The organism is Acidobacteriota bacterium (genome assembly GCA_028875725.1).
Classification (GTDB): domain Bacteria; phylum Acidobacteriota; class Thermoanaerobaculia; order Multivoradales; family Multivoraceae; genus Multivorans.
This window is the reverse complement of the sequence record JAPPCR010000006.1, coordinates 409961-433365: the sequence shown is the minus strand read 5'-3', so window position 1 is coordinate 433365 and position 23405 is coordinate 409961. Positions and strand designations below refer to the sequence as shown.

General features: G+C 67.8%; 21 protein-coding genes. 10 read left to right on the top strand and 11 right to left on the bottom strand.

The window, feature by feature from the left end; genetic code table 11:
• The first annotated feature begins 26 nt into the window (after positions 1-26).
• Both OXI49_03775 and OXI49_03770 read left to right on the top strand, forming a co-directional pair.
• Positions 27-2534, top strand: coding sequence for a serine hydrolase (locus OXI49_03775; protein ID MDE2689607.1), 2508 nt, complete (start codon positions 27-29; stop codon positions 2532-2534).
• Between the two features lie 11 nt (positions 2535-2545).
• A complete protein-coding gene (locus OXI49_03770; protein MDE2689606.1) occupies positions 2546-3409 on the top strand; it encodes a DUF481 domain-containing protein in 864 nt (287 codons plus the stop codon).
• Between the two features lie 218 nt (positions 3410-3627).
• Here OXI49_03770 and OXI49_03765 read toward each other — a convergent pair whose 3' ends face one another.
• The 6 genes from OXI49_03765 to OXI49_03740 all read right to left on the bottom strand — a co-directional run bounded on the left by OXI49_03765 (position 3628) and on the right by OXI49_03740 (position 8219).
• Positions 3628-3960, bottom strand: coding sequence for a hypothetical protein (locus tag OXI49_03765; protein MDE2689605.1), 333 nt, complete (start codon positions 3958-3960; stop codon positions 3628-3630).
• 84 nt (positions 3961-4044) lie between these two features.
• Positions 4045-4476 carry a hypothetical protein gene (locus tag OXI49_03760; GenBank protein MDE2689604.1) on the bottom strand — a complete coding sequence of 144 codons (432 nt, stop codon included), beginning with the start codon at positions 4474-4476 and terminating at the stop codon, positions 4045-4047.
• A gap of 639 nt (positions 4477-5115) precedes the next feature.
• The gene (locus tag OXI49_03755; protein MDE2689603.1) at positions 5116-5475 is read right to left on the bottom strand and encodes a hypothetical protein; all 360 of its coding nucleotides are present in this window, start codon (positions 5473-5475) and stop codon (positions 5116-5118) included.
• A 244-nt stretch (positions 5476-5719) separates the two neighbouring features.
• Positions 5720-6133, bottom strand: a complete 414-nt coding sequence (locus OXI49_03750) for a type II toxin-antitoxin system VapC family toxin (protein MDE2689602.1) — start codon at positions 6131-6133, stop codon at positions 5720-5722.
• Positions 6130-6396: a type II toxin-antitoxin system prevent-host-death family antitoxin gene (locus tag OXI49_03745; GenBank protein MDE2689601.1), complete on the bottom strand. Its 267-nt coding sequence runs from the start codon at positions 6394-6396 to the stop codon at positions 6130-6132. Before OXI49_03745 ends, OXI49_03750 begins: the two co-directional genes overlap by 4 nt.
• Before the next feature lie 86 nt (positions 6397-6482).
• Positions 6483-8219 carry a carboxypeptidase regulatory-like domain-containing protein gene (locus OXI49_03740; protein ID MDE2689600.1) on the bottom strand — a complete coding sequence of 579 codons (1737 nt, stop codon included), beginning with the start codon at positions 8217-8219 and terminating at the stop codon, positions 6483-6485.
• A 117-nt stretch (positions 8220-8336) separates the two neighbouring features.
• Between OXI49_03740 and OXI49_03735 the strand changes: the two genes are divergently transcribed.
• Both OXI49_03735 and OXI49_03730 read left to right on the top strand, forming a co-directional pair.
• Positions 8337-9779, top strand: a complete 1443-nt coding sequence (locus OXI49_03735) for an MATE family efflux transporter (GenBank protein ID MDE2689599.1) — start codon at positions 8337-8339, stop codon at positions 9777-9779.
• Complete coding sequence (locus OXI49_03730; protein ID MDE2689598.1) at positions 9776-10405, top strand: hypothetical protein; 630 nt, start codon at positions 9776-9778, stop codon at positions 10403-10405. Before OXI49_03735 ends, OXI49_03730 begins: the two co-directional genes overlap by 4 nt.
• Here the strand turns inward: OXI49_03730 and OXI49_03725 are convergent.
• Entirely contained in the window at positions 10402-10908 is a 507-nt protein-coding gene (locus OXI49_03725) for a GNAT family N-acetyltransferase (protein ID MDE2689597.1), read from the bottom strand. The genes OXI49_03730 and OXI49_03725 overlap by 4 nt on opposite strands.
• Positions 10909-11000: 92 nt before the next feature.
• On the opposite strand from OXI49_03725, the gene OXI49_03720 reads away from it, so the two are divergent.
• A complete protein-coding gene (locus OXI49_03720) occupies positions 11001-14441 on the top strand; it encodes an ATP-grasp domain-containing protein (protein MDE2689596.1) in 3441 nt (1146 codons plus the stop codon).
• 417 nt (positions 14442-14858) lie between these two features.
• On the opposite strand, the gene OXI49_03715 is transcribed toward OXI49_03720, so the two are convergent.
• Complete coding sequence (locus OXI49_03715; protein MDE2689595.1) at positions 14859-15002, bottom strand: hypothetical protein; 144 nt, start codon at positions 15000-15002, stop codon at positions 14859-14861.
• Positions 15003-15236: 234 nt separating this feature from the next.
• On the opposite strand from OXI49_03715, the gene OXI49_03710 reads away from it, so the two are divergent.
• Together OXI49_03710 and OXI49_03705 are read left to right on the top strand one after the other, a co-directional pair.
• Entirely contained in the window at positions 15237-17516 is a 2280-nt protein-coding gene (locus OXI49_03710) for an AAA family ATPase (GenBank protein ID MDE2689594.1), read from the top strand.
• Positions 17503-18720 (top strand): restriction endonuclease, encoded by a 1218-nt coding sequence (locus OXI49_03705; GenBank protein MDE2689593.1) that lies wholly within the window; start codon positions 17503-17505, stop codon positions 18718-18720. The genes OXI49_03710 and OXI49_03705 overlap by 14 nt, the downstream gene beginning before the upstream one ends.
• Before the next feature lie 32 nt (positions 18721-18752).
• Here OXI49_03705 and OXI49_03700 read toward each other — a convergent pair whose 3' ends face one another.
• Together OXI49_03700 and OXI49_03695 are read right to left on the bottom strand one after the other, a co-directional pair.
• A complete protein-coding gene (locus OXI49_03700) occupies positions 18753-19076 on the bottom strand; it encodes a HigA family addiction module antitoxin (GenBank protein ID MDE2689592.1) in 324 nt (107 codons plus the stop codon).
• Positions 19077-19078: 2 nt separating this feature from the next.
• Entirely contained in the window at positions 19079-19438 is a 360-nt protein-coding gene (locus OXI49_03695; protein MDE2689591.1) for a type II toxin-antitoxin system RelE/ParE family toxin, read from the bottom strand.
• 103 nt (positions 19439-19541) lie between these two features.
• On the opposite strand from OXI49_03695, the gene OXI49_03690 reads away from it, so the two are divergent.
• Complete coding sequence (locus OXI49_03690; GenBank protein ID MDE2689590.1) at positions 19542-20285, top strand: haloacid dehalogenase; 744 nt, start codon at positions 19542-19544, stop codon at positions 20283-20285.
• A 23-nt stretch (positions 20286-20308) separates the two neighbouring features.
• On the opposite strand, the gene OXI49_03685 is transcribed toward OXI49_03690, so the two are convergent.
• The gene (locus OXI49_03685) at positions 20309-21838 is read right to left on the bottom strand and encodes a Ppx/GppA phosphatase family protein (protein MDE2689589.1); all 1530 of its coding nucleotides are present in this window, start codon (positions 21836-21838) and stop codon (positions 20309-20311) included.
• Between the two features lie 82 nt (positions 21839-21920).
• Between OXI49_03685 and OXI49_03680 the strand changes: the two genes are divergently transcribed.
• Positions 21921-22955, top strand: coding sequence for an aminotransferase class I/II-fold pyridoxal phosphate-dependent enzyme (locus OXI49_03680; GenBank protein MDE2689588.1), 1035 nt, complete (start codon positions 21921-21923; stop codon positions 22953-22955).
• Positions 22948-23403, top strand: coding sequence for a MaoC family dehydratase (locus OXI49_03675; protein ID MDE2689587.1), 456 nt, complete (start codon positions 22948-22950; stop codon positions 23401-23403). The genes OXI49_03680 and OXI49_03675 overlap by 8 nt, the downstream gene beginning before the upstream one ends.
• The last annotated feature ends 2 nt before the right edge of the window (positions 23404-23405 follow it).

The window sequence follows — 23405 nt, the reverse complement described above, 5'->3', positions numbered from 1 at the left end:
CAAGAATAGCGCCCATTCCGAACCCCATGTCGAATCCTGATCCAGGTGGAGGAGCGGCCGCGGCCTTCGTCGTCCTGCTCGCCCTCGCGGCCCAACCCGGTCTGGCCCAGCCGCCGGACATCGGCGACGGTTGGGCCCGCTCCGTCCCGGCGCACCAGGGTCTGGACCGGGGAGCCGTCCAGGACATTTTCGACCGGGTCGGCTCCCGCCCCGAGTTCCAGACCGTGCGCGGGATCGTCATCGTCCGCCACGGGACCCTGGTCGCCGAGACCTACTTCGGCGGCTTCACGAACACGACCCTCAAGAACGTCCATTCGGTCAGCAAGAGTGTCACCTCGCTGGCGACCGGCATCGCGCTCGACCGCGGCCTCATCCCCTCCGTCGACGCCCGGCTGGCGGACCTCATTCCGCACTACGCCCACCGCCTCGCGGAGGCGCCGAAGAACCGGCTGACGCTGCGCCATGCCCTGACGATGACCGCCGGCATGGCATGGAACGACACCGACCAGGCGTTCTGGAACAACCCGGATAGCGTCGACTACGTGTTGACCCGGGAGGTGGTGGCGCAGCCCGGCGCCGAGTTCTCCTACTCGAGCGGGCTGTCGCACGTGATCGCCGAGGCGAACAACCGCGCCTCCGGGCAGAGCCATCTCGCCTTCGTCCGGAAACACCTGTTCGAACCGCTGGGCATCCACACTGCAACCTGGGACCCGGACCTCAGCGGCCGGCACTGGGGCGGCACCGGCCTCCGCATCCGGCCCCGCGACATGGCGAAGATCGGGCAGCTCGCCCTGCAGGAAGGCCTCTGGGAGGGCCGGCGCCTCGTCTCCCGCGAGTGGATCGCGGAGTCCACACGCAGCCAGACCGGCGGCATCGCCGGCGCGCCGAGCTACGGCTACCAGTGGTGGATCAGGCCACGGGGGCGCTACCTCGCCCACGGCTACAACGGCCAGTACATCGGCGTCGATCCGGAAGCCGACATCGTGATGACGATGATCACCCTCTCCGAACGCTCGCCTCGCCCTCAGGAGACGTTCCGAAGCTACTTTGAGGAACTGCAGGACCTGGCCCGGGCTGCGATCAGGCCGGAACGGCGGGGCCGGTGGACCGCTGCGACCTTGTCCTCGACCGGGGACAGCGGTCCGAGAGCGATCACGATCGAGATCAGCCGAGAGGGCGGCAGCGACGGAGCGGCGACTCTCGCCTACCGCGCCCGCAACGGCAGCGCCCGCGCCGGCCGCGACTTCCGCCGTACCGAAGGCGAACTCCGCTGGGAGCACGGCGACGCCTCGCCCCGCACCGTCCGCGTGCCGCTGCTCCCGAACGCCACCAGTATCGACCCGCGCGACCTCCGCTTCGAGTTCGAAGCGATGAGCGGCGGCATCGACGCTCCCCGACGCATGAGAATCTGGATCGGCCCCGGCGGCGAGCCCGCGAACCCCGCAGGTTCGATCGAGTTCACCGCGCCGGCCTTCGTCGGCCAGGAGGGCGGCCTGGCCACGGTGTCGGTCGAGCGGCGAGGCGGGACGGAGGGTGATGTCGCCGTCGACTACCGCACGGCGCCCCGTTCGGCCGAAGAAGCGGACTTCGGCGCCGTCTCCGGCCGTCTGACCTGGCGGCACGGCGAGTCGGGGCCGCGGGAGGTCACGGTGCCCCTGATGGCGGACGACCAGATCGAGCGAAGCGAACTGTTCGATTTCACGTTGAGCCACGTCCAGGGAGGCGCCGACCTGCCGGAGGTCCGTGCCGTGGGGGTCATCCAGGACATGACCGCAGCCGCGGGCTGCACGGAGAACGACGGCGCTCTCTGCCTCGGCGGGGGCCGCTTCCGGGTCGAGGTCGAGTGGGAGTCCCAGCACGACGGTGAGCGCGGCACGGGCTCGCTCAGCCGACTGAGTGACGAGAGCGGCATCGCCACCTTCTTCTCCCCGGACAACGTCGAACTGGTCGTGAAGATCCTCGACGGCAGCGGCGTCAACCGTCACCACTGGGTGTTCTACGGCGCCCTCACCGATGTCGAGTACTGGTTGGCCGTCACCGACACGCTGCGCGACCAGGTCGTCGTCTACCGGAATCCGCCCGGTGAGGTGTGCGGCCGAGGCGACACGATGGCCTTCGCCGAGCCGGCGGGCGCCAGCGCCGCGTCGGTATTGCCCGTTACCGCCGCCCTCCCCTCCTCGTCCGAAGAAGCGGGCGTCGACTGCGCGCCCGGCGCGTTCTGCCTGCTCGACGGCCGGTTCGAGATCACGGCCGTCTGGACGAAGGCCGACGGCGAGACCGGCCCGGCCTCGCCGTTCCCCGGCGCCGGCACCACGGGCTACATGTCCTTCTTCTCGCCCGGCAACATCGAACTTGCGGTGAAGGTGCTGGATGGCCGGACGCACAACGACGCCTTCTGGGTCTTCGCCGCCGGCCTCACCGACGTCGACTACCGGCTGACCGTGAAGGACAAGGCGGGCGACGCCGCACGCACCTATACGAATCCGAGCCGCTCTTTCTGCGGCCTCGCCGATACGTCGGCGTTTCCAGAGTAACGTCGCGCTGCATGAGACTGGAAGGCCAATGCGCCCTCGCCGTGCGCCTGCTCGCCGCCCTGGCGGCGACAACCGCACTGACGCTGCCCGCCGCGGCCCAAGTCAACACGGAGAGCATGCGCGTCGGCGCCGAGGCGCCGGGGTGGGCCAGCACGATCGACCTCAGCTCCTCCCTCCAGCGAGGCAACACGGAGCGCGACATTCTCGGCGCCGGCGCTCGCGTCCAGTACGCCTGGATGCATCCCAACGGGGTATCCGACCCGGCCGAGGAGGAGTCGACGGACGGCGAGGACGCCCCGAAACGTCCCACCAACGTCATCTTCCTGACGTCGAACTACTCCTTCACCCGGCTGAACGAGAGCCGTTTCGTCAACAACGCGCTGAGCCACCTGCGATTCATCCGCGAACACAGTGGCCGGTTCTCGTACGAGGTGTTCGGCCAGCACCAGTTCAACGAGTTCACCCGGCTCGAACAGCGGCTCCTGTTCGGCGGCGGGGGCCGCTTCCAGGTGCTGGAGTCGCCCCGCGCCGAGGTCTTCCTCGGCACCGGCTACATGCTCGAGCGGGAGACCCTGGATCTGCCCGCGGAACTCGCCGACGCGCGACGCAGCGAACACCACCGCTCCACCAACTACCTGACCGTCCGCTACAACAGCAGGGACGAACGCCTCCGTCTGGTCGAGACTCTCTACTTCCAGACCCGGTTCGACCGCGCCGAGGACTACCGCGTGCTCTCCGAGACCTCTTTCGAAATCCAGCTTCTTCGCGGCCTCGCCCTGGCGATCAACCTGAACGTCGCCCACGACAGCGAGCCGCCCACGGGCGTCAAGGAGACGGATGTCGTGCTGTCGAACTCGCTCCGGTACTCGTTCTAGGGATCTACGCCAGCCCAGCCTTTTCACGACATCGATCTGACAACCACCCAAATGAACTCGACGCAAAGCAGACCCCACACGGCGACGCACCACAGCCTGATCCACGTTGGCCCCTGTGTCTGCGGCCGACTGGCGCACTTCCGAGTCGTTCTGCTATCTCCGGCTCCCATCCAACCAGTCCAGGAGTCGCCTCTCGCGGTCGTTCTGGCCTGTCCGAGCTAGCGACGGCGGAAGCGGAAGGGCCGGGGGCGCGCCAGCCAGATCAGGCCGATCAAGGACCAACCCACGACTGCGGCCGGAGCGAAGATCTCCTGCCGTCCCCATGGGAGAAACGACGCCGTGAGCAGGGCGGCTGCACCAGTCAGTGCAGCCAGCCGGACTACCCAATCAGGCGCCGCCTGGAACCGTTCCATCAGGGTCCTTGATCGCGAAAGCGCCTCGCCTTCAGTCCACCGGGCCGCCGCCAACACGCCGAGGTAGGCGCCCAGCACGACGGCAATGGCGAGAGCAAGCCACCGCCGTTCGTCGGACTCCCAAGAGATGGCCGCCATAAGCGCGGCGCAGACGCTGCACAGCCAGAACAAGCCCCACCGCACGCCAGAGCTCAGGTTCTCTCCTCCAAGCGGGCGCGTCCTTCACTTCGAATCGCCCGCGGGATCTCCGCTCTTCCTGGCGCCGATCTTCCAGGTCCAGCGACGCCCGAAGAGAGGTCTGACGTTGCAGAAGATCGCAAGAGCCGCCAGGGCGAATCCCAACATGAAGGCCGACTCGTGCAACACCTCTAAGCCCGCCCCCCAGGGAGTGCCTGAGTAAACGGCCAAGAGGACCAGAGCCAAACCGGTCAACTGTGCCGACTGAATCAGCTTGTCGGGAAACCGCTCCACCCAGACCAGGAGCCCGACGCCTTCGGTCCGCGCACTCAAGCCAGCCGTCGCGAGTACGCCTGCGAGAAAGGTCAGTGCCGAGAACGTCGCTATCGACAGTCCCAACCCCTCGCTCGACCGTCGAAGCGCCAATGTCACCTCAAGTCCCGCGAGAACGTAGTAGGTCCAGAACAACCAGAACATGACCCACCTCAAGTCGGGTGGCGCACTTCCGCGAGTAATCTCGGCTTTCGGCTGTCGAACGACCTGCATCGTTTGATTCGCCTCGTCGCAGCGGCCCCGTATTCGGCCGCTGCTCGTCGGACGCGCGCAGGCTATCAACCACCGAAACGACCAAACGTAAGGCAACCGCGCCCGGCTGGGAGCCGCCGTCCGAAGCTCAGCGACGCCGACGAAACCGGAGTGGCCGTGGTCCACACCACACGGCCAGTATCAGGAGGCCTCCGCCGACGAGCATCCCGGTCGCCTCAAGCTGCGTCATCCCCGTTCCCCCGGGCCAGGCAGCAACCAACGAGCCGACCAGAACGACCAAACCAGTCAAGTGCAAGCACCGCACTTGCCAGTCAGGGATCGAATCGAGCCAGGCCAGCAGTCCCGAGGGCTTTTGAAGAAGCGCGCGGCGCGCGCTCCAAGCCATGGCCGCTACGCCGGCGACCACAAGCGTCAGTACTGCGAGCGGAAGATAGGCAGCCAAACGGGGCTCGGTCGATCCCCTAACAGCGAGAGCAACCGACGAGCCATAGCAGGCCGTGAAGAGCCAGAACGCGCACCATCGCATGCTCGGATCCGCGCGCCCTCGACCCGCCGCTCCCCCCAACCCCGTCACGGTACGTCTTCTGGGCCCAACCGCCGCATCTGAAGCAGAAACACGAGGGTAATGCCACCGAACAGGAAGACGAACAACGGGTCAAAGCCCCAGCCACGCGCGGCTGCTGCCGTTTCATCAAGGGTCCCGAGAAACCGGTAGAGAGCGGTCGCCAGGGCCACGGCGATCAGGCCAAGAACGGCTCCCTGGAACCATCCCGGGCAACCGTCGAGCCACGCCGCGAGGCCGCTCGATCGCTGCTGTTCAGGTTGCCGGTTCACACGGGCCAGAACCGCGGCGCCGACGAACAGGATGCCGACGGCGACCAAGCCAAGGAACGGCGGGCGCCAGTCACCTAGCGACATCGCCGAGTTCACGGTCCACACGGCCGTCCCGAAGAGCATGAGAACGACCATCGCCCTCTGCTTGGCCGGCGACATCTCGCGTGACCTCTGCCGGGCCAGACGCCATAAGGCCAGCCTAGGAAGCGCCTTCTCCGTCACGCGTAGCGTGAATCTCCGATCATGGCGCTCCGAAAGCGCTCCGGTGTTCTCCCGAGTCACGACAGCTACGGTAGCACCCGACGCCCACCCCTCGAGAGCGCCTTCGAGCCTGATGACCTCAGGCGGGCAGCGTCGCTACACCCACCCTTCGCGCCGCCCGCGCGAGCGCGCGGTCCAGAGTAGCCAACGGTACGCCGCGCCGGGCGGCCAGCTCCAAGTAGGCCGCATCATGAGTGGTCAGACGCTCGGTCCGGGCGACCGAGAGGATCTCACGGAACGCTCGACTGTCCGTCTCGTTGTCGGTTGCGACCGGCAGACGGTCCAGGAGTTCAAGATGCGCCGAGGTCTGGGCCGGTGTGAGCCGTTTCCGCCGTTCTGCCTGCGCCAGAACGTTGCCGACTTCCAGACGCCAGTGTCCCGGAACCAGTGCCACTTCCTCCTTCAACTGGTCCTGCAGCGCATCAATCGCCGGAGTCGCCTCGTCCTCGAACAACCAGGCTACCGTTACCGAGCAGTCGAGAACGAAGCTCATCGGCGACCTTCATCGCGAAGGTCCTTCCAATTCAGACCGTCCAAGGTCAGACCCGCCCGCCGGCGGCGGAGCTCCGCGATCACACTCTCCGTCTCGCTCCGCTTCGCCTGACGCGCGGGAATCAGCCGTGCCACAGGTTGGCCCCTGCGCGTGATGACCACTTCCTTGCCTTGCGAAACCCTGTCGAGCAGGGCTGAGAGGTGGGTCTTCGCCTCGAACGCGCCTACACTCACAGTCTCTCCCGACTCAGTCAACCAGTTCATTCAACTAGTTTACACGTAGGGAGGCACCGAAACGCAAACGGCCGGCCCCGAAGGACCGGCCGTCGAACTGCGTCTGGCCGAGCCGCCTACTCGCCGCCGCCCGACGAGATCATCAGCACCGAGCCCTGACGGTGCTCGGCGTGACGGGACGGAGCGTTCGAGTTCGTGGTCCAGGCGTTGCCTTCCTCGTCGAACTCGATCTCGCGGGTGTAGGTGACCATCATCGGCATCCGGTACTCGACGAACTTCTCCGTCTTCGGATCGAAGCGGAGCATCGAGTCGGTGCCGGTACCGGTGATCCACACCTCACCGTTCGTCGGATTGATGTTCAGCGCGTAGGGCAGCGAGTTCGGGCCGTGCGGCAGGTCATAGACCTTCCACTCTTCCGTCTCCTCGTTGAACGACGCGACGTCACCCGAAGCCCAGCCCGGCACCCAGACGATGCCGTCGGGGGCCACGTGCAGACGGCGCGGACCGTGCACCGGCGGCCGCCACTCGACGATCCGCTCCGGATCGCCGGCATCGAGCTGCGGGCGGATCCGGCCGACGCGCTGGCCATTCAGCTTGCTGTAGAAGACGTGGCCGTTCGGCGCCACGTCGATGCCGTACGGTGTCACGCCGCGGGACTCACCGCGGGCGCCGCCGCCGCGGACCTGGTCCTTGGTCGGCAGCTTGTACTCGGTGACTTCCCACCGCTTGCCGTCCCAGGTCTCGGGATCGAGCGACATGACGCCGACGCCGTTCGGGCTTCCGGCGTCGGTCCACCAGAGGATCCCGTCAGGCGCGAAGCGCAGGGTGTGCGGGTAGCCGCCGCGCGGACGCGGAGCCGTGCGGCCGGAGCCAAGCCGCCATTCCTTGGTCTCGACGTCGAACTCACCCATCTGGCCCGAGTAGGCGAGGGTGACCCACATGTTGCCGTCCTCGGCCTTCTCGATGGAGTGGATGCCGGTCGTCGGACTGGACGGCGAGAGGTAGTCCTTGCCGCCGGGAACCGTGTAGAAGGCCCGCTCGCCGGTGACCGGGTCGAGGGTCTCGATCACGTCCTGGGCCATGTCGACGGTGTAGACGAGACCGTCGTCGCCCAGCTCGAGGTCGTGGATCACGGCGCCGGCCTGGTCACCCATCAGCCACTCGCGAACCTCGCCCTTGAGCGACTCGCCGGACGGCGCCTCAGGCGGCTCGAAGTTCGTCCAGTTCTCTTCCGCGTCGCGGCCGTAGACGTCCACAATCTTGTCGACCAGGATGTCCTGGGTGTGCTTGTACAGACCTTGGAAGCCGTCCATCCGGGTCAGCATGACTTCCCAGTCGACGGGCTCTTCGGGTGAACGGAAGCCGACGGTGCCGACCTGGTGGCAGTAGGCGCACATCATCTTGAAGTTCAGCGCGTCCGCCTCGTCCTCCCACTCCATCATGTTCATCAGGTCGTGCGCCGGGCGCTGCGACTGCAGGGCCCAACCCTCGGCCTGGCGCAGGCGGACCTGAATCGGTGTCGGCTCGGTCGTTTCCTTGAGGTCCTTCCACTCGTCGAGCCAGCCGGTCAGGCGGACGCGGAGCTTGTACTTGCCAGAGGGAACGGCGGGCAGCTTGTACGTGCCGTCCGGCTGGCTGTACACCGAGATGCTGCGCTGTTCGTCGGTCGAGAACAGCGACACGGTGGCGCCGCGAATCGGCTCGCCGTCGTTGCCGACGATCGAGCCCGTGTAGACGGTCAGCGGTGCGTCGAGGTTGTTCGCGTTCGGGGCCGCCGCGACGGTCGCGGACGCGACGAGCGCGAGGACTGCGAAGCTGGTCATTGCGACCAGGGACGGAGCGGGTCGGAACATGGGACCTCCTGTGCCTTCTTGGGTGGCTTGGGGTGCAGTTGGGCCGGACTATACAAGAAGAAACCCCATCCGGATCCTCGAGGCGGCAGTGCCGGGACCCCGATGTAGTCTCCGCCGATGCAGGAGCGTCCGGGGGCCGACCGTCTCGACCGCTTCGCCGAGAATCCGCGGCGAGCGCTGTGGCTATTGGCGATGCCGATCCTGATCGGCATGTCGATCCAGACGCTCTACATGATCGTCGACATGTTCTTCGTCGGCCGCGTGAGCCCGGAGGCCCTGACCGCTCTCGCCTTCAACATGCCGCTCGTGTTCCTGGCGATGGGCGTGACCTTCGGCCTGGGCACCGGCATCACGGCGGTGATCGCTCAGGCGATCGGCGCCCGCGACCGCGTGCGCGCCGACCGCGCCGCCGAGCACTCGGTGCTGATCGGCGCCCTGGTCGCCGCACTGACGACGGGTTCGGCGCTCGTTTTCGGCATTCCCCTGCTCCACGCGCTCGGTGTGCCGGCCGAACTCGTGCCCCAGGCCTGGAGCTACTTCCGCGTGCTGGCCTGCGGCTACCCATTCATGATTCTGGCCGTCTTCTTCCGTTCAATCCTCTCGGGCGAAGGCAACGTGAAGACGCCGGTGATCGTCCAGGGCGCCGCCACCGTGCTGAACATCGCCCTCGACCCGCTGTTCATCTTCACCTTCGGCATGGGCGTGGCCGGCGCCGCCCTGGCGACGATCGTCAGCCAGGCGGCGGCCGCCCTGGTCTTCGTCTACCTGCTGTTCGTGGCCAAGCTCTCCTACGTCCGCTTCGACCTCGCGAACTTCCGCTACGACAGCGCGATCATCCGCAGCATCTGCGTCATCGGCCTGCCCGCCTCGCTGTCGTTCCTGGTCATGTCGCTCGGCGGCGGCGTACTGAACCGCATCCTGGTCGAGCACACGCCGGACGCGGTGGCCGCGCTTCAGATCGGCAGCCGTCTCGACCACGTGGTCATCCTGCCCCAGGTCGCGATCGCCTCCGGCCTGGTGACCCTGGTCGGCATGTTCTACGGCGCCCGCCGCGGCGATCTGCTGCGGGAGATCGTCCGCTACGCGATGGTGCGGACGATCCTGCTCAGCATCGCGATCGCCGCGGCGTTCTATGTCCTTGCACCCGCCCTCGTCGCCTTCTTCACCGACAGTCCCGGGATCCACACACTGGGCGTCGACTACCTGCGGGTGGTCGTCTTCGCCTATCCCTTCATCGGCGTTTCCATCCTCACCGGCCGCAGCCTGCAGGGCCTGGGCCGCGGCTCCCCGGAGCTCTGGCTGTCCCTGCTGCGGGTCATCCTGATCAGCGCTCCCCTGGCCTGGGCGGCGACGTTCTGGCTGCGCGGGCCGGTGCAATGGGTCTGGTACTCGTCCCTGATCGGCACGGTCATCTCGGCCTCGATAGCGCTCGCCTGGCTCGCGGCCGGCCTGCGCGAGGCGATCGCCAGGGTCGGCCGCGGCGAGTCTCCGCTCGGTACCCCCGCCGGCAGCGGAGAACTGTCGGTAGATAGTGCGGCCGAGGCGCCCGAGCCTGCATGAGTCGAGCCCTGTTCGGCATCGCCATCCTGTGCGTGGCCCTGACCGCCGGCGCCGCGACCGCCCAGGACTGCCCCGGCCCTGAACTCCACGGCCTCTTCCCCCAGGACATCTACGTCTTCCGCGGCTTCGTGACCGAAGCGGCCGCGTTGCCGCTGGAAGATGGCGGCGCCTTCCAGCTCGAGGTCCAGGTCGAAGACGCCGTTCACCTTCCGCGGCCCCGTTCGCGCTACGCGGTGACCGTCGAGACGACGGACGAGAACTGCACGAAGCAGCCCCTCAGCGCGCGAGAACTGCGCGATCGTTTCGCCGTCGGCGACGAAGTGAAGATCGTCGCCCACGAAACGCCTGGATCGACGCGCTCGCTGGTGGCGCCCTACCACCGGGTCGCCCTGGTCATGGCCGAAGCCGGGGAAACGGACCTGATCAAGAACGACTTCGACTACTACGACGCCCTGCTCGAACTCGACGCCCGTTTCGCCGACACCGAGAAGTTCTCGCTCGTCTCGCAGATGGGCCGCTACCTGCCTTCGAGGGACGACTTCAGGCGGCTGCTCGAGGAGCAGATCCAGGAACGGCGATTCCGGCGCCAGTTGCTCGATCTCTACGACGCCCTCAGGGAGCCCTAGCCGCTCCCTCCCAGGGGCGTCAGCTCGCGCTCCATGATCTCGAAGTGGACGGGCCGAAGGGGCTTTCTCGTCGGAGGCGGGTTGACGGCTTCGAACGGCTCCTTCCGGACCACCCGGTACCCGCGCCGGCCGTACCAGGCCAGCAGCTCCGGCCGGCTGCTGAGCACCCAGAGCTGGCAAACGCTGCAGCCCGCTTCGTGCAACCAGCCCTCGGCCGCGGCCATCAGGTCGCGGCCCAGCCCCAGGCTCTGCCGTGCCGATGCGACGGACACCAGGCCGAGGTAGCCAGTCTCGCCGCGCAACTCGACATAGACGCAACCCGCCAGACCGCCGGCGCTCCCGTCGCACACGAGGAATGAACCGCGCTCAAGGCGGCCCAGTACGTCCGGCAGCGCGATCCGTTCGCCGGTCAGCACGTCCGCCTCCACTTCGAACGCGTCGTTGACGAGCGCCACGATCGCCGGGGCGTCGGCGGCGGTGGCGTAGCGCCAGGTGAAGACCATGGCGCGGGATGCTAGCGCCCCGCCTGTATCCTCCTGTCCCTCTTCACCACCATAGGGATCAGCGCAGAATGCCCAACCTCGGCAGTACATTCATGCTCCAGAGGGTCCTGATCAGCAACCGCGGCGAGATCGCCATCCGCATCGCCAAGGCGGCGGAGGCGCTGGGCATCGAGTCGGTCGGCGTCTATCCGGCCGCCGACTCCCTGTCGCTCCACACGCGGCTGACGACGGAGGCGCTGCAGATAGGCAACGGCGCCCCCGACGATCCCGTCGCCGCCTATCTCGACGCCGAGGATCTGGTCGCCACCGCCCTCGCCAGCGGCTGCGACTGCGTCCACCCGGGCTACGGATTCCTGGCCGAGAACGCGACCTTCGCCGAGCGGTGCGCCGCGGCCGGCCTCGTCTTCGTCGGCCCGCCGCCCACCGTCCTGTCCCTGTTCGGCGACAAAGTGCGCGCGCGCCAGCTTGCGGCTTCCCTCGATATCCCGGTCGTTCCCGGCAGCGACGGACCGGTGGACTCCGCGAACGAGGCGGCCGCGCTCGCGGATCTGCTCGGCTATCCCGTGATGCTCAAGGCGGCCGCCGGAGGGGGCGGCCGCGGCATGCGCACGGTGCGGTCCGGCGGCGCGATGGCCGACGCTTTCGAGCGGTGCCGAAGCGAAGCGGCGGCCGCGTTCGGTGACGGCGCGCTGTTCGTCGAGAAGCTGATCGAGCGCCCACGGCACATCGAGGTCCAGGTCCTCGCCGACGCGAACGGCAACGCCGTCCACCTGCACGAGCGGGACTGCTCCGTTCAGTTGCGCAACCAGAAAGTGATCGAGACGGCCCCCGCGCCCGGCCTGGACGGCGATCTGCGCGACCGCCTCCTCGCCGACGCGGTCAGGCTGATGGAGGCCGCCGCCTACGTCAACGCCGGCACCGTCGAGTTCCTGATCGTCCCCGAGACCAGCGAGCACTTCTTCATCGAGTGCAATGCCCGCATCCAGGTCGAGCACACGGTCACCGAGCAGGTCACCGGGTTCGATCTCGTCGAGGCTCAGTTTCGACTCGCCGCCGGCGCCAGCCTCGACTCCCTGGGTCTCGGCGACCAGACTGCGGTCGGTGAACCGCGGGGTTTCGCCGTCCAGGCCCGCGTGGTCGCCCGCGGCGCCGGAACGCTGAGCGCGTACAAGGAACCCGCCGGCCCCGGCGTGCGGGTCGACGGCTGCGGCTACGTCGGCTACTCGCCACCGCCCCAGTTCGACCCCCTGCTCGCCAAGGTGACGGCCACCAGCTCTTCCTCGTTCGGTCCCGGCGCCGCGTCCTTCACCGCCGCCGTCGAGCGCGTACGGCGCGCGGTCTCGGAGTTCCACGTCGGCGGACTCGCCACCAACCTCGACCAGCTCAAGGCGATCCTCGCCCATCCCTCCGTCCGCGCCGGCGACGCCCGGACCACCCTCCTGGAGGAGAACCCGGAGCTACTTTCGGCCGACGTCGGCATCGCGACCGCCAACGGCGCCATGACCCTGTTGCGGCAACAGGCGACCGTGATGGGGCTCTCCGTCGCGAGCGGCGCGGGCACGCAGCCCGCGGCGAGGACGACCTCCGCGGAACTCGACGTCGAACCCGGCCAGCAGGCCGTCGCCTGCCCGATGGCCGGCTCGATCCTCGAGGTGCGCGCGACGGACGGCGAGCAGGTGGCCGCCGGCGAGACGCTGCTCGTCGTCAGCGCGATGAAGATGGAGTCCGCCGTCACCTCGCCCTGCGACGGCCGGGTGGCCGCCCTGCAGCCGCTGCAACCCGGCGACACGGTGGAGGCGGGCCAGGTCGTCGCGGTCGTCGCGCCGGCCGGGGACGCGACCTGCGAAGCGGTCACCGCGCATCGGGACGACACCTGGGCGCCGATGCTCGAGGACGTGGCCACGATGCAGGCCCTGGCCCTCGAACGCCTCGCCCCGGGCTCCGGCGATCCCGGGGTCGTCCGCCAGCGCAGCCGCGGCAAGCTGACCTGCAGGGAACGAATCGACCTCCTGCTCGACAAAGACTCCTTCCACGAGATCGGCAGCATCGCCGGTTTCGCGTCCTACGACGAGGCCGGCGCGATCACGGCCTTCACGCCGGCCAACCACGTCGGCGGATGGGGCCGGATCGGGGGCCGCACCGCGGTCGTCTGCGCCGACGACTTCACCTCACGGGGCGGCCACGCGGACGGCGCGATCGGCGCGAAGAGCAGCTACCTAGACCGCCTGGCCCTCGAGATGCGCGCGCCTTCGATCCGCCTGCTCGACGGCTCGTCGGGCGGCGGCAGCGTCGCCGCGATGGTGCCGCAACAGCAGAAGGACGGCGAGAGCAAGGCGAAGGAGAGCCGGGGCGCGATCAAGGCGGGGCGGCCCCGGGTCGCGGGCGGCGGCGGCTCCTTCCTGCCCGGCCACCTCGGCAGCACCATGTACACCGAGCAACTGGGCACCGTGCCGGTCGTCAACGTCCTGCTCGGCAGCGTCGTCGGCATCGGCGCCGCCAAAGCGGTGCTCGGCCACTTCTCGGTCATGGTGCGCGACATCGCGCAACTGTTCGTCGCGGGACCGCCGGTGGTGCGCCCCGCGATGGGCTACGACATCACCAAGGAGGACCTGGGCGGCTGGCACATCCACTGCCGCAACGGCTCGGTGGACAACCTGGCGGAAACCGAGGAGGAGGCGATGGTCCTCACCCGGCGCTTCCTCTCCTACCTGCCTTCCTCCGTCTTCGAGACGCCTTCGACCGCGACGCCGGACCCGAACGACCCGCCCGACCGGCGCGACGAAGAGCTGTTCAGCCTGATCCCCCGCAAGCGCACGGCGACCTTCGACGTCCGCCGCGCGATCCGGCTGATGGCGGACCGGGACTCGTTCTTCGAGATCGGTCCGCTATGGGGCACCGACCAGGTCACCGGCTTCGTGAGATTCGCCGGCCGTCCCATGGGCGTCATCGCCTCGGACAGCCAGCATGCCAACGGCGGCGCGCTCACCGCCGACGGCTGCCGCAAGCTGATCCGCCACCTCGACCTCTGCGACCTCTTCCACCTGCCGGTCCTCAACCTCGTCGACAACCCCGGTTTCGCCGTGGGCCTCGAACACGAGATCACCGGCACGATCCGCTGGGGCGGCCAGTGGATGATCGCCTTCGCCCAGGCCACCGTCCCCGTCTTCACCGTCATCATGCGCCGCAGCTTCGGCGTCGCCGGCAACAACTACGCGACCCCACGGGCCCAGCCCTCGATGCGCGTCGTCTGGCCGGCCGCCGACACCGGCGGCATCCCGCCCGAGGGTGGCATCGAGGCCGCCTACAAGCGGCAGCTCGCCCAGGCCGAAGACCCGAAGGCCTTCCGGGAAGAACTGATGGCCCGCATCGAAAGCGCCCGCGGCCCCGTCGGCCCCCTCTCCCGGTTCCAGGTCGAAGAGATGATCGACCCCCGCGACACCCGCGCCCTCATCTGCGAGTGGCTCGACATGGCGTGGAACATCGTCTCGCAGCCGGCGCGGCTCAAGCCGCGGGCGACGCAGTTCCGGCCCTGACAGCGGCGGCGCCGGTCGCACCCGCCTGGACCGGGCCGAGGGGAGGGTCCCAGGAGCCGCTCACCCCTTCTTGATAACTGGAGGGATGAGGGTTCGCTTCGGTCGGCTTCGCTCCGGTAGGACGTCAGTTACTGAGAGGCCATCGGCAGTCGCTCGCCTCCAGCCCCCTGGGACCCTCCCCTCGGCCCGGTTCAGGCTGGAGGACATCAGCTCCGCGCTGCAGCCCGCCAAGTGCCGGGTGTCGGTGCGCCGGCCTTCTGGCCAGCATCCGCCCGCGGTGAGCTTCACCGGTCGTAGTAAAGACACCCATCACGTGACGGTGTAGCTCTGGGTGCGCGGGTCTCCCGACCCGCTGCCGCCGAAGGCGGCCAGGGAAACGCGCCGGCCGCCTCGGGTCGGCACCGCCCGTGAGGACCGTCAGAGCCGACGCGCCGATTCGACGGCGTCGAGAGAGTCGGCAGTGGCCCGAACGAGGTACCGCGCGACAAGGTCGCCTACGATCCAGGCGCCTGCAACCAGCAGCGCGATGAAGGCCAGCAAGGCAACCAGCACTTCCAACATGACCGCGAACCTACCAGCGCCAGCGCTATCGCCTAGCTCCGGCCGCGGGCGCTCGTCCCTCAGCAGCGGAGTTCCACAAGCGGAAGCCGCAGCGCGATTGCACTGACGAAACGGCGCGGTCCTGAGGGTCTCGCCAGCTAGTAGCATCCCGCGTCGCTCAAGGCGGCTCCGAACGCCGAAGCCGCGAACCGCGACGACCTGGAAGGCACAGACGGCGCACAACTGGGAGCGACGATGGCAGGCCGAGACGATACGAACGGACCGCAAGGCCCTGCGGACAAGGCGTGGGCGACGCGAAGGGCGGAAGATCCGGACGCCGGGAGGAAGGCGGCCAACAAAGCGGTCGAGACGATCCGGGAACGTCATGGGCCTGACGCCTACAAGAGGATGGGGAAGAAGGCAGCGGCAACGAAGAAATGGAAGCCGTACCTGGAGGAGGTCCGCCGCTACCTCGAGAGCGGCCTTCTGGATAGCCAAGAGGTCGAGTACAAGCTCGCTATCGAGCGACAGCTTCAGGAGGCCCGCCGAGCCGTTCTGGAGGGCGACGAGAACTGCCTCGACATCGTCGCGAGAGCGATAGGAAACAACCTCACCTCCACCTACGATAAGACCGGCCTGCGCAACTGGTTCCAGGAGCAGCCGGAGGGAGCTCGCGAAGCTCTGCGAGTCATCTGGGCCGAGGACGCGGGGCTGTCGATAGCCGATCGAATCCGGGCGTTCACGCCCCTGGTTCCCGAGAGCTTGCCCAGCGGCCGGCAGGCGCCCACCCGCGGCACTGGTACCCGCCTGAGATGGATCGCCCTTCTCCTGATGGCATGCGGCGCTCGTCAGTACCCGCCCTACAAAGTCACCGAGTTCAACGCGACGTACGAACGCACCGGGCATCCGATGCCCGCTCCCGGAGGCGACGAGGCGACGCACTACGAACACGGGCTCGGACTACTCGATGAGCTCGTACACCGCGCTCGCGGAGCAGGCCTAGAACGACCGAAGGATCGCCTCGAAGCTCAATCAGTCCTGTTCGCGATGGCCGGTGGCCGAGGATCGGAAGAGCGGCCGTGCTGGTTCGTGGGAGCTTTCTGGGAGGCAGGCGATCAGACGAACCGGTTCGTACAGGAGGGCATCTGGCAGCACGGCTTTGAGGACAAGTATCTGGACCTTGTCAAGTCGATAGAGCCTGGAGACCGAATCGCGATCAAGGCCACCTTCGTCAAGAAGCGGGGGCTCCCGTTCGAGAACCGAGGCAAGAACATCTCCACGATGGCGATCAAGGCGATCGGCGTCGTTACCGAGAACAAGGGAGACGGTCGCAACCTCCGGGTGACCTGGACGCCCGTGGAACCACCCCACGAGTGGTACTTCTACGCTGGTCTTCGCACAATCTGGAAGGTCACGCGCGATTCGGGAGATCGTCCGTGGGAGGCCAGCGCCTTGATCGACTTCACGTTCCACGGAAAGGAGCAGGACTACGACCGGTTCCTTGCACGGTACGGCGATCCGGACAACGACGAGCCTCAACCGGTTCCAGATGCGTCCCGTGAGACGCTGGCGGACGCCGATTTCTCGGACCTCGCGCGCGATCTGCTTTACAACGAGGCAGACCTCCGGAAGATAGCGTCGCTCCTCGACGACAAACGTCAGGTCATCTTCCAGGGGCCGCCCGGCACGGGCAAGACCTACGCCGCCCGCGAACTAGCGAGCTTCCTTGCCGACTCCGAAGAGCGCGTCACTCTGGTCCAGTTCCACCCTTCGTACGCCTACGAGGACTTCGTTCAAGGCTACCGGCCGACGCTGTCCGATGAGGGCCAAGCTGGCTTCGCGCTGCGCGAGGGCCCGCTGGTCAACGCCGCTAGAAGGGCCCGTGCTGAGCCGGGCACGCCACACTTCCTGATCATCGACGAAATCAACCGAGGCAACCTGGCCAAGGTCTTCGGCGAGTTGTACTTCCTGCTCGAGTACCGCGACGAAGACATGAGGCTCCAGTACGCCTCGGCCGAGGACGAGCCGTTCAGTCTGCCAGAGAATCTCTACATCATCGGCACGATGAACACGGCCGACCGCTCGATCGCGCTGGTCGACCTGGCGCTGCGCCGACGGTTCCACTTCGTCGAGTTCCATCCCGACAAGCCGCCGGTCGAGGGACTACTCGGTCGCTGGCTGGAGAAGAACTCGTCGCCCGACATGGCCTGGGTGGCGGATGTCATGAAGCGAGCGAACAGCAGATTGAACGACCGGCAGGCGGCCATCGGACCCAGCTACTTCATGAAGGAGGACCTCGACGAGGAGAAGGTCCGGCTCATCTGGGAACACAACGTCCTGCCGTACGTCGAGGAGCACCTATACGGTGAGACGGACCGGCTTGCCGAGTTCGATCTCGACAAGCTGCGCCAAGTGGCTGGCGGCGACGGCACTGACCACGCTGCCGACAGCGACCCGAACTCGAACGCCGAGGCGCCCTCCGGCGACCCGGGAGGCAACGAAGAGGACGGGGCGACTGACGATGCGGAATCTTGACCTCCGCGAGTGGACCCCCACCGAAGAGCCGGTGGCGCTCTCGGTCAGGGAACGCGACCGGTTGAAGCCCCACCTCGCGAGCATCGAACCCGCGCCCGGGACTAGCGACGCGTACTACCTCAGGCCCGGTTCCACGATCGGCGCGCTCGAGATCGGCGACCTTTCCGTCGCCATCGAACCCAAGCTGCCCATCGGCCGTGTGCTCTACCTGGCGTCCTACGCCATGGGCGTCGACTTCCGGGAAGAGCGTTTCGACTTCGTTCGGCGACAGACGCTCATCGAAGCTCTCGTGCCCGCGCTCACACGCGCCGCGCGCCGGGCCTTCGCTCGCGGACTCCTCCACGGCTACCGCACGCAAGAAGAAGCGCTGCACACGGTCCGCGGACGCATCCGCGTCGCCGACCAGATCCGCCGCCGGTTCGGCGTTCCCCTGCCGGTCGAGGTCCGCTACGACGACTTCACCGACGACGTGCTCGCCAATCGACTCGTCAAGGCCGCGGCCGACCGTCTCGGCAAGCTTCGCATCCGTTCAGCACAGTCGCGCCTCGATCTCGCCTGGGTCGCCGCGACACTGGACAACGTGAGCTTGGTCGACTTCCCGGCGAATGCCGTCCCCGAGGTCAAGTTCGACCGCCTGAATGAGCACTACCGGGAGGCGGTCACCCTCGCGCGGCTCATCCTTCGCCACGCGTCCTTTGAAGCCGCGCGCGGCGCCGTGCGGGCGAACGGCTTCCTGATGGACATGAACGACGTCTTCCAGGAGTTCGTGACGCGGGCGCTACGCGAGGAGCTCCGCCTATCCGAACGCGCGTTCCGGTCAGACCGTCGATTGCCGCCAATCCACCTCGATACAGCAGGACGGGTGCGACTCAAGCCGGACCTCTCCTGGTGGAACGGCCTGACCTGCACCTTCGTCGGCGACGCAAAGTACAAGCGCGTCAAGCACGCCCATGTGCCCAACGCCGATCTCTACCAGCTCCTCGCCTACACCACCGCCCTCGACCTGCCCGGAGGCCTGCTGGTCTACGCCGAAGGAGAGGCCGACGACGTCGAGCATCGAGTTCGCCACGCCGGGAAGCAGCTCGAAATCGCCACACTCGACCTGTCAGGCAGCATCGAGAGCCTGAGAAGCGAGATCGGCAGGCTGGCTGAACGAGTCCGCGCGCTTCGCCGCAGCGCCATCGAGCTCCGCCAAGCCGCCTGAAGATGCTGGACTTCGACAGGCGTGCGGGCCTGCTAGCGATTGGCCCCGGCCAATCTGCTCTCGGAGGAGGCCGCTGAAGCAGGCAGCACTTCCCGATCGATCGCCGCACCTTGCCTAGCCTCGACAACGGACACGTCGTACGCAGCCTGGAGGTTCATCCACAGAACCGCGCCCGTGCCCATGTAGCGCCCAAGGCGAACTGCCGTCTCCGCGCTAACGGAACGCTCCCCGCGGAGAATTGCCGTGATTCGATTCGCTGGAACTCGGAGCGCGAGTGCCAGTTGGTTGGCAGTCAGTCCTCGAGCTTCGAGTTCTGCCTTGAGAATCTGGCCCGGGTGGTTTTTCACTCTGGTCATCGTCACCCCTTGTGGTAGTCCTCAATCGCGACGTCCTGAGCATTCCCCCTGGCGAACCGGAAAGTCAGTCGCCAACGCGCGTTGATCGTCATGGAACTCGTACCCTTCCGCTTGCCGCTGAGGGCGTGCAGTCGAACCGACCGGAGGGCGCGGAGCGAGTCGAGCGACGGGGCCGCATCGAGTGTGTCCAGAAGGAGCAACGCACGGTCATAGTCCAAGCCACGGAATCCTCGTTGGCGATCCTCCTCGAACAGCCGCCGGGTCTTGCTGTCAGCGAAGGACCGAATCACCGCCGGATTGTAGTACAAGACACGTACTACGCCAGACGTCGCACTTCCCGCTGAAGCAGCTTGGCCGGCCATGGTAGTCGACCGCTGCGGCAGTTGACGTCAGCGAACTCGGCAGACAACCCGTTACCTGCATGCCGGAACAGCCGATACGCTGGCGCGCCCGAAGGGGCCGACCGTGCGACGACTCACCGACTACCGCGTCCTGACCTTCGACTGCTACGGCACCCTGATCGACTGGGAGACCGGCATCTGGGACGCCTTGCAGCCGCTGATCATGCGGAACCCCGACGCCGAGGTCACCCGCGACGCCGCGCTGCTTGCGTTCGGGCAGTGCGAGAGCCTTCAGGAGCGGGAGACGCCTGATCTGCTCTACTCCGACCTGCTAGCTCGCGTGCATGGACGCATCGCCGACCGCTTGGGCATGCAAACGGACCCGGAACTCGATGAAGCGTTCGGCGCCTCGGTTCCAGACTGGCCGGCGTTCGCCGACACCGCGGACGCCTTGCGGGTCCTCAAGCGCCACTTCCGGCTCGTCATTCTCTCCAACGTTCACAAGGACGGCATCGTCGGCTCGAACCGCAAGCTCGGAGTCGAGTTCGACGCGATCTACACGGCCGAGGACGTTGGCTCCTACAAGCCGGCAGACGCGAACTTCGAGTACCTGGTCGCGCACCTCCAGTCCGACTTCGGACTCGACCGGTCCGACATCCTGCACACCGCGCAGAGCCTCCACCACGACCATGTGCCGGCGAACCGGTTCGGGCTCGCCAACGCCTGGATCGACCGGCAACGCCTCTCCGAGGGCGGAAGCTGGGGTGCTACCGAACGTGTCGAGACGATGCCGACCACCGACTTCGTGTTCTTCTCGATGGGCGAGATGGCAGCGGCCGTGGCGGCGTGCGCGAGCACCGGGGCCTAGGGCCGAACCGCGGGCGCCATTCCTCAGCCGTCCTCCTCCACCGTCAACCGATACTTCGCAGCGGCGAGGTACCTGGCCTCCTGACGCAGGTCGGCCCTGGTCAGGGGCGACTTCTCCAGCCAGGCCGCGGGCAGCACGAGCCTCAGATCACGACCGTCGACTTCGAGCTTGACCGCCAGTGGTTCGTCCCGCCGGCTCCGGTGGAGCACTGCCGCGAGCCGCAGCAGGACGGCGCCGCGCCGGGCCGGTTGCCTCCATCCCGAGGGAAGGCGATCGAAGATCTGGCGCGGGAACTTGCGGCGGTGGCTGCGCACGAGCGAAGCCAGCAGCAGTTGTTCCTGGAGCGAGAACCCGTGCATCTCCGCGTTCTCGACGATGTAGGCGCCGTGCTTGTGATAGCCGGCGTGGTTGATGTCAAGGCCGACCTCGTGCAACTGGGCCCCCCAGGAGAGCATGAGCCACGGGAGTTTCCCGGTGAGATTCCACGATTCGGCACACTGCCCCAGGAGCTGCAGCGCGGTTTCCCGAACTCTCTCCGCCTGCTCCGGCTGCACGTGATAGCGCCTGGCCATCGACTCGACGGCCGCGTGCCGGGTGTCTTCGTGGTGCAGACGGCCGAGCAGGTCGTACAGGGCACCCTCCCGCAGGGCGCCGCCGGCAACTCGCATCTGCTCGATGCCCAGCGCCTTGAACACCGCAAGCAGCACGGCGACGCCGCCGGCGAACACCGGCGCCCGCCCGTCGCTGAGGCCCTTGATGCCACCCTGCACCGTGGTTCCCCGTTCGAGGAGCAGTTCGCGAAGGCGCAGCAGGGCCTCGAGCGTGATTCCCTGCTCGCACCAGCCCGCCGCCTGCACGACTTCCGCCACCGAGCGAACGGTCCCCGACGAACCGACCGCGACTCGCCAGCCGGCGCCGTTCCGGAAACGGCGCTCGACCGGTTCCAGCTCCTGCAGGGCCGCGATCTCCGCCCGACGCCACCGCTTCTCCTTCACCCGGCCGTTCGGGAAGTGCCGCAGGCTGAAGCTGACGCAACCCATGTACAGGCTTTCGAGATCGAGCGGCCGCGAGCCCTCGCCGATGATCAGCTCGGTCGAGCCGCCGCCGATGTCCACCACCAGGCGCCGTTCGTCGCCGGCCAGGCTCCTCGACACGCCCAGGTAGATCAGCCGCGCCTCCTCGAGGCCCGACACGATCTCCACCGGATGGCCGAGCGATCGTTGCGCCGCCTCCAGCAGGTCGCGGGCGTTGCGCGCCTGCCGCAGCGTGTTCGTGCCGACGACCCGGACCGTTCCCGGAGGAAACGAGCGCACGCGTTCACCGAAGCGGCCGAGACAGTCGAGCGCCCGCGCCGTCGCCTCCGGGGTCAGGCGTTTACGCTCATCGAGTCCGGCTGCGAGCCGCACGAACTCCTTTCGCCTGTCGACGAACACGAGCTGGCCACCCCGAACTTCGGCCACGACCAGATGAAAGCTGTTGGAGCCCAGGTCGGCGGCAGCAACCACCTCCGGATCCGTCGGCGGGAGAGGGAGCGAGTGCTGCGAGTCGGCCATTCGCGCGCAAGTATGATGACTCGCCTCAATCGGGACCGGTCGCTCTACTTCAGGATCGATCGGAAGTCTGGAATACCTCACCATGCCGGTGGAACTTCGCTCCGACACGATGACCCGGCCATCCCCCGCCATGCGCAGGGCGATGGCGGCCGCGGAGGTCGGGGATGACGTCTTCCGCGAAGACCCGACGGTCAACCGCCTGCAGGAACGCGTGGCGGACCTGCTCGGACGGGAGGCGGCCCTGTTCGTCCCTTCCGGCACCCAGGGCAATCTCTCCTCTCTGCTCGGGCACGAGCTGCCCCGCGGCAGCGAGGTGCTGCTCGAATCGAACGCGCACATCATCAACCACGAGAACAACGGCATCACCGGCATCGGCGGACTCCTGCCGCGTGCGGTGACGGCGGCGGCCCGCGGCATCCTGGCGCCGGAACAGGTCGAGGCGGCGATTCAGCCCGACCACCCGACCGCGGCTCCGACCCGGCTGCTCTGCCTGGAGAACAGTTGCAACCACGCCGGCGGAACCGTCTATGAACCGGAACGCACGCGGGCGCTCTGCGACCTGGCGCACCGCCGCGGTCTGCGCGTCCACCTCGACGGCGCGCGGCTCTTCAATGCCGCGACCGCTCTCGGCTGCACGCCGGCCGAGGCCGCGGGGCCCGTCGACTCGCTCTCCTTCTGCTTCTCGAAGGGTCTGGGCGCGCCGGCCGGCTCCATCGTCGCCGGCTCCCGCGACTTCATCCGCAACGTCCGGCGTTACCGGCAGATGTGCGGCGGCCAGATGCGCCAGGTCGGCGTGCTCGCCGCCGCCGCCGAGGTCGCGCTCGACGAGAGCCCGCCACTGCTGGTCCAGGACCACGAGAACGCCCGTCTGCTCGCGGACACCCTGAACGATCTTCCCGGCGTCGCCCTGATCGCCGAGCAGCGAACGAACATCCTCATCTTCTCGGTCGAGGGGACCGGCCGGAGCGCGCCGGATTGCGTCGAAGCTCTTGCACGCGAGAACGTGCTCTGCCTGGACGTTAGCCCGATCCATATCCGGCTGGTCACCCACCGCGACGTGAGCCCGGAGGAGACGGCGCAGGCGGCCGAAGCCCTGACCCGGGTGTTCGGTGGCTGAAGAACGCGGCCTGGTCCCGGTCAGGCCGTTCGACGAGCTGAAGGTTGGCGAGACCTTCCCGCTGCCCAGCCGCACGGTGACCGACGCCCACTTCGCGGCGTTCCAGGCAATCTCGGGAGACAACCACCCGATCCACTACGACCTCGAATACTGCCGGTCCCAGGGCCACGACGGGCTGCTCGCCCACGGTCTCCAGGTGCTCTGCTACACCGCCGCCGGATCCGGCACCTTCGCCGACGTGGTCGGACGGGCCATGGTCGGCTACATCGACCAGTCATGCCGGTTCCTGAAGCCGGTGTATCCGGGGGACACGCTGTACCCGACGCTACGCATCGCGGAGCTGAAGCGCCAGCGGTCAACCGGCGTCATCGTGCTGGAGAGCGAGATCGACAACCAGCGGGGCGAGCGGGTGCTGGAGGGGCGGCAGAGCTACCTGGTGCGCCTGTAGCG

Coding starts and splice junctions, on each gene's coding strand:
- OXI49_03775 (MDE2689607.1), top strand. CDS start 27: ATGTCGAATCCTGATCCAGGTGGAGGAGCGGCCGCGGCCTTCGTCGTC.
- OXI49_03770 (MDE2689606.1), top strand. CDS start 2,546: ATGAGACTGGAAGGCCAATGCGCCCTCGCCGTGCGCCTGCTCGCCGCC.
- OXI49_03765 (MDE2689605.1), bottom strand. CDS start 3,960: ATGGCGGCCATCTCTTGGGAGTCCGACGAACGGCGGTGGCTTGCTCTC.
- OXI49_03760 (MDE2689604.1), bottom strand. CDS start 4,476: ATGTTCTGGTTGTTCTGGACCTACTACGTTCTCGCGGGACTTGAGGTG.
- OXI49_03750 (MDE2689602.1), bottom strand. CDS start 6,133: ATGAGCTTCGTTCTCGACTGCTCGGTAACGGTAGCCTGGTTGTTCGAG.
- OXI49_03745 (MDE2689601.1), bottom strand. CDS start 6,396: ATGAACTGGTTGACTGAGTCGGGAGAGACTGTGAGTGTAGGCGCGTTC.
- OXI49_03740 (MDE2689600.1), bottom strand. CDS start 8,219: ATGTTCCGACCCGCTCCGTCCCTGGTCGCAATGACCAGCTTCGCAGTC.
- OXI49_03735 (MDE2689599.1), top strand. CDS start 8,337: ATGCAGGAGCGTCCGGGGGCCGACCGTCTCGACCGCTTCGCCGAGAAT.
- OXI49_03730 (MDE2689598.1), top strand. CDS start 9,776: ATGAGTCGAGCCCTGTTCGGCATCGCCATCCTGTGCGTGGCCCTGACC.
- OXI49_03725 (MDE2689597.1), bottom strand. CDS start 10,908: ATGGTCTTCACCTGGCGCTACGCCACCGCCGCCGACGCCCCGGCGATC.
- OXI49_03720 (MDE2689596.1), top strand. CDS start 11,001: ATGCTCCAGAGGGTCCTGATCAGCAACCGCGGCGAGATCGCCATCCGC.
- OXI49_03715 (MDE2689595.1), bottom strand. CDS start 15,002: ATGTTGGAAGTGCTGGTTGCCTTGCTGGCCTTCATCGCGCTGCTGGTT.
- OXI49_03710 (MDE2689594.1), top strand. CDS start 15,237: ATGGCAGGCCGAGACGATACGAACGGACCGCAAGGCCCTGCGGACAAG.
- OXI49_03705 (MDE2689593.1), top strand. CDS start 17,503: ATGCGGAATCTTGACCTCCGCGAGTGGACCCCCACCGAAGAGCCGGTG.
- OXI49_03700 (MDE2689592.1), bottom strand. CDS start 19,076: ATGACCAGAGTGAAAAACCACCCGGGCCAGATTCTCAAGGCAGAACTC.
- OXI49_03695 (MDE2689591.1), bottom strand. CDS start 19,438: ATGGCCGGCCAAGCTGCTTCAGCGGGAAGTGCGACGTCTGGCGTAGTA.
- OXI49_03685 (MDE2689589.1), bottom strand. CDS start 21,838: ATGGCCGACTCGCAGCACTCGCTCCCTCTCCCGCCGACGGATCCGGAG.
- OXI49_03680 (MDE2689588.1), top strand. CDS start 21,921: ATGCCGGTGGAACTTCGCTCCGACACGATGACCCGGCCATCCCCCGCC.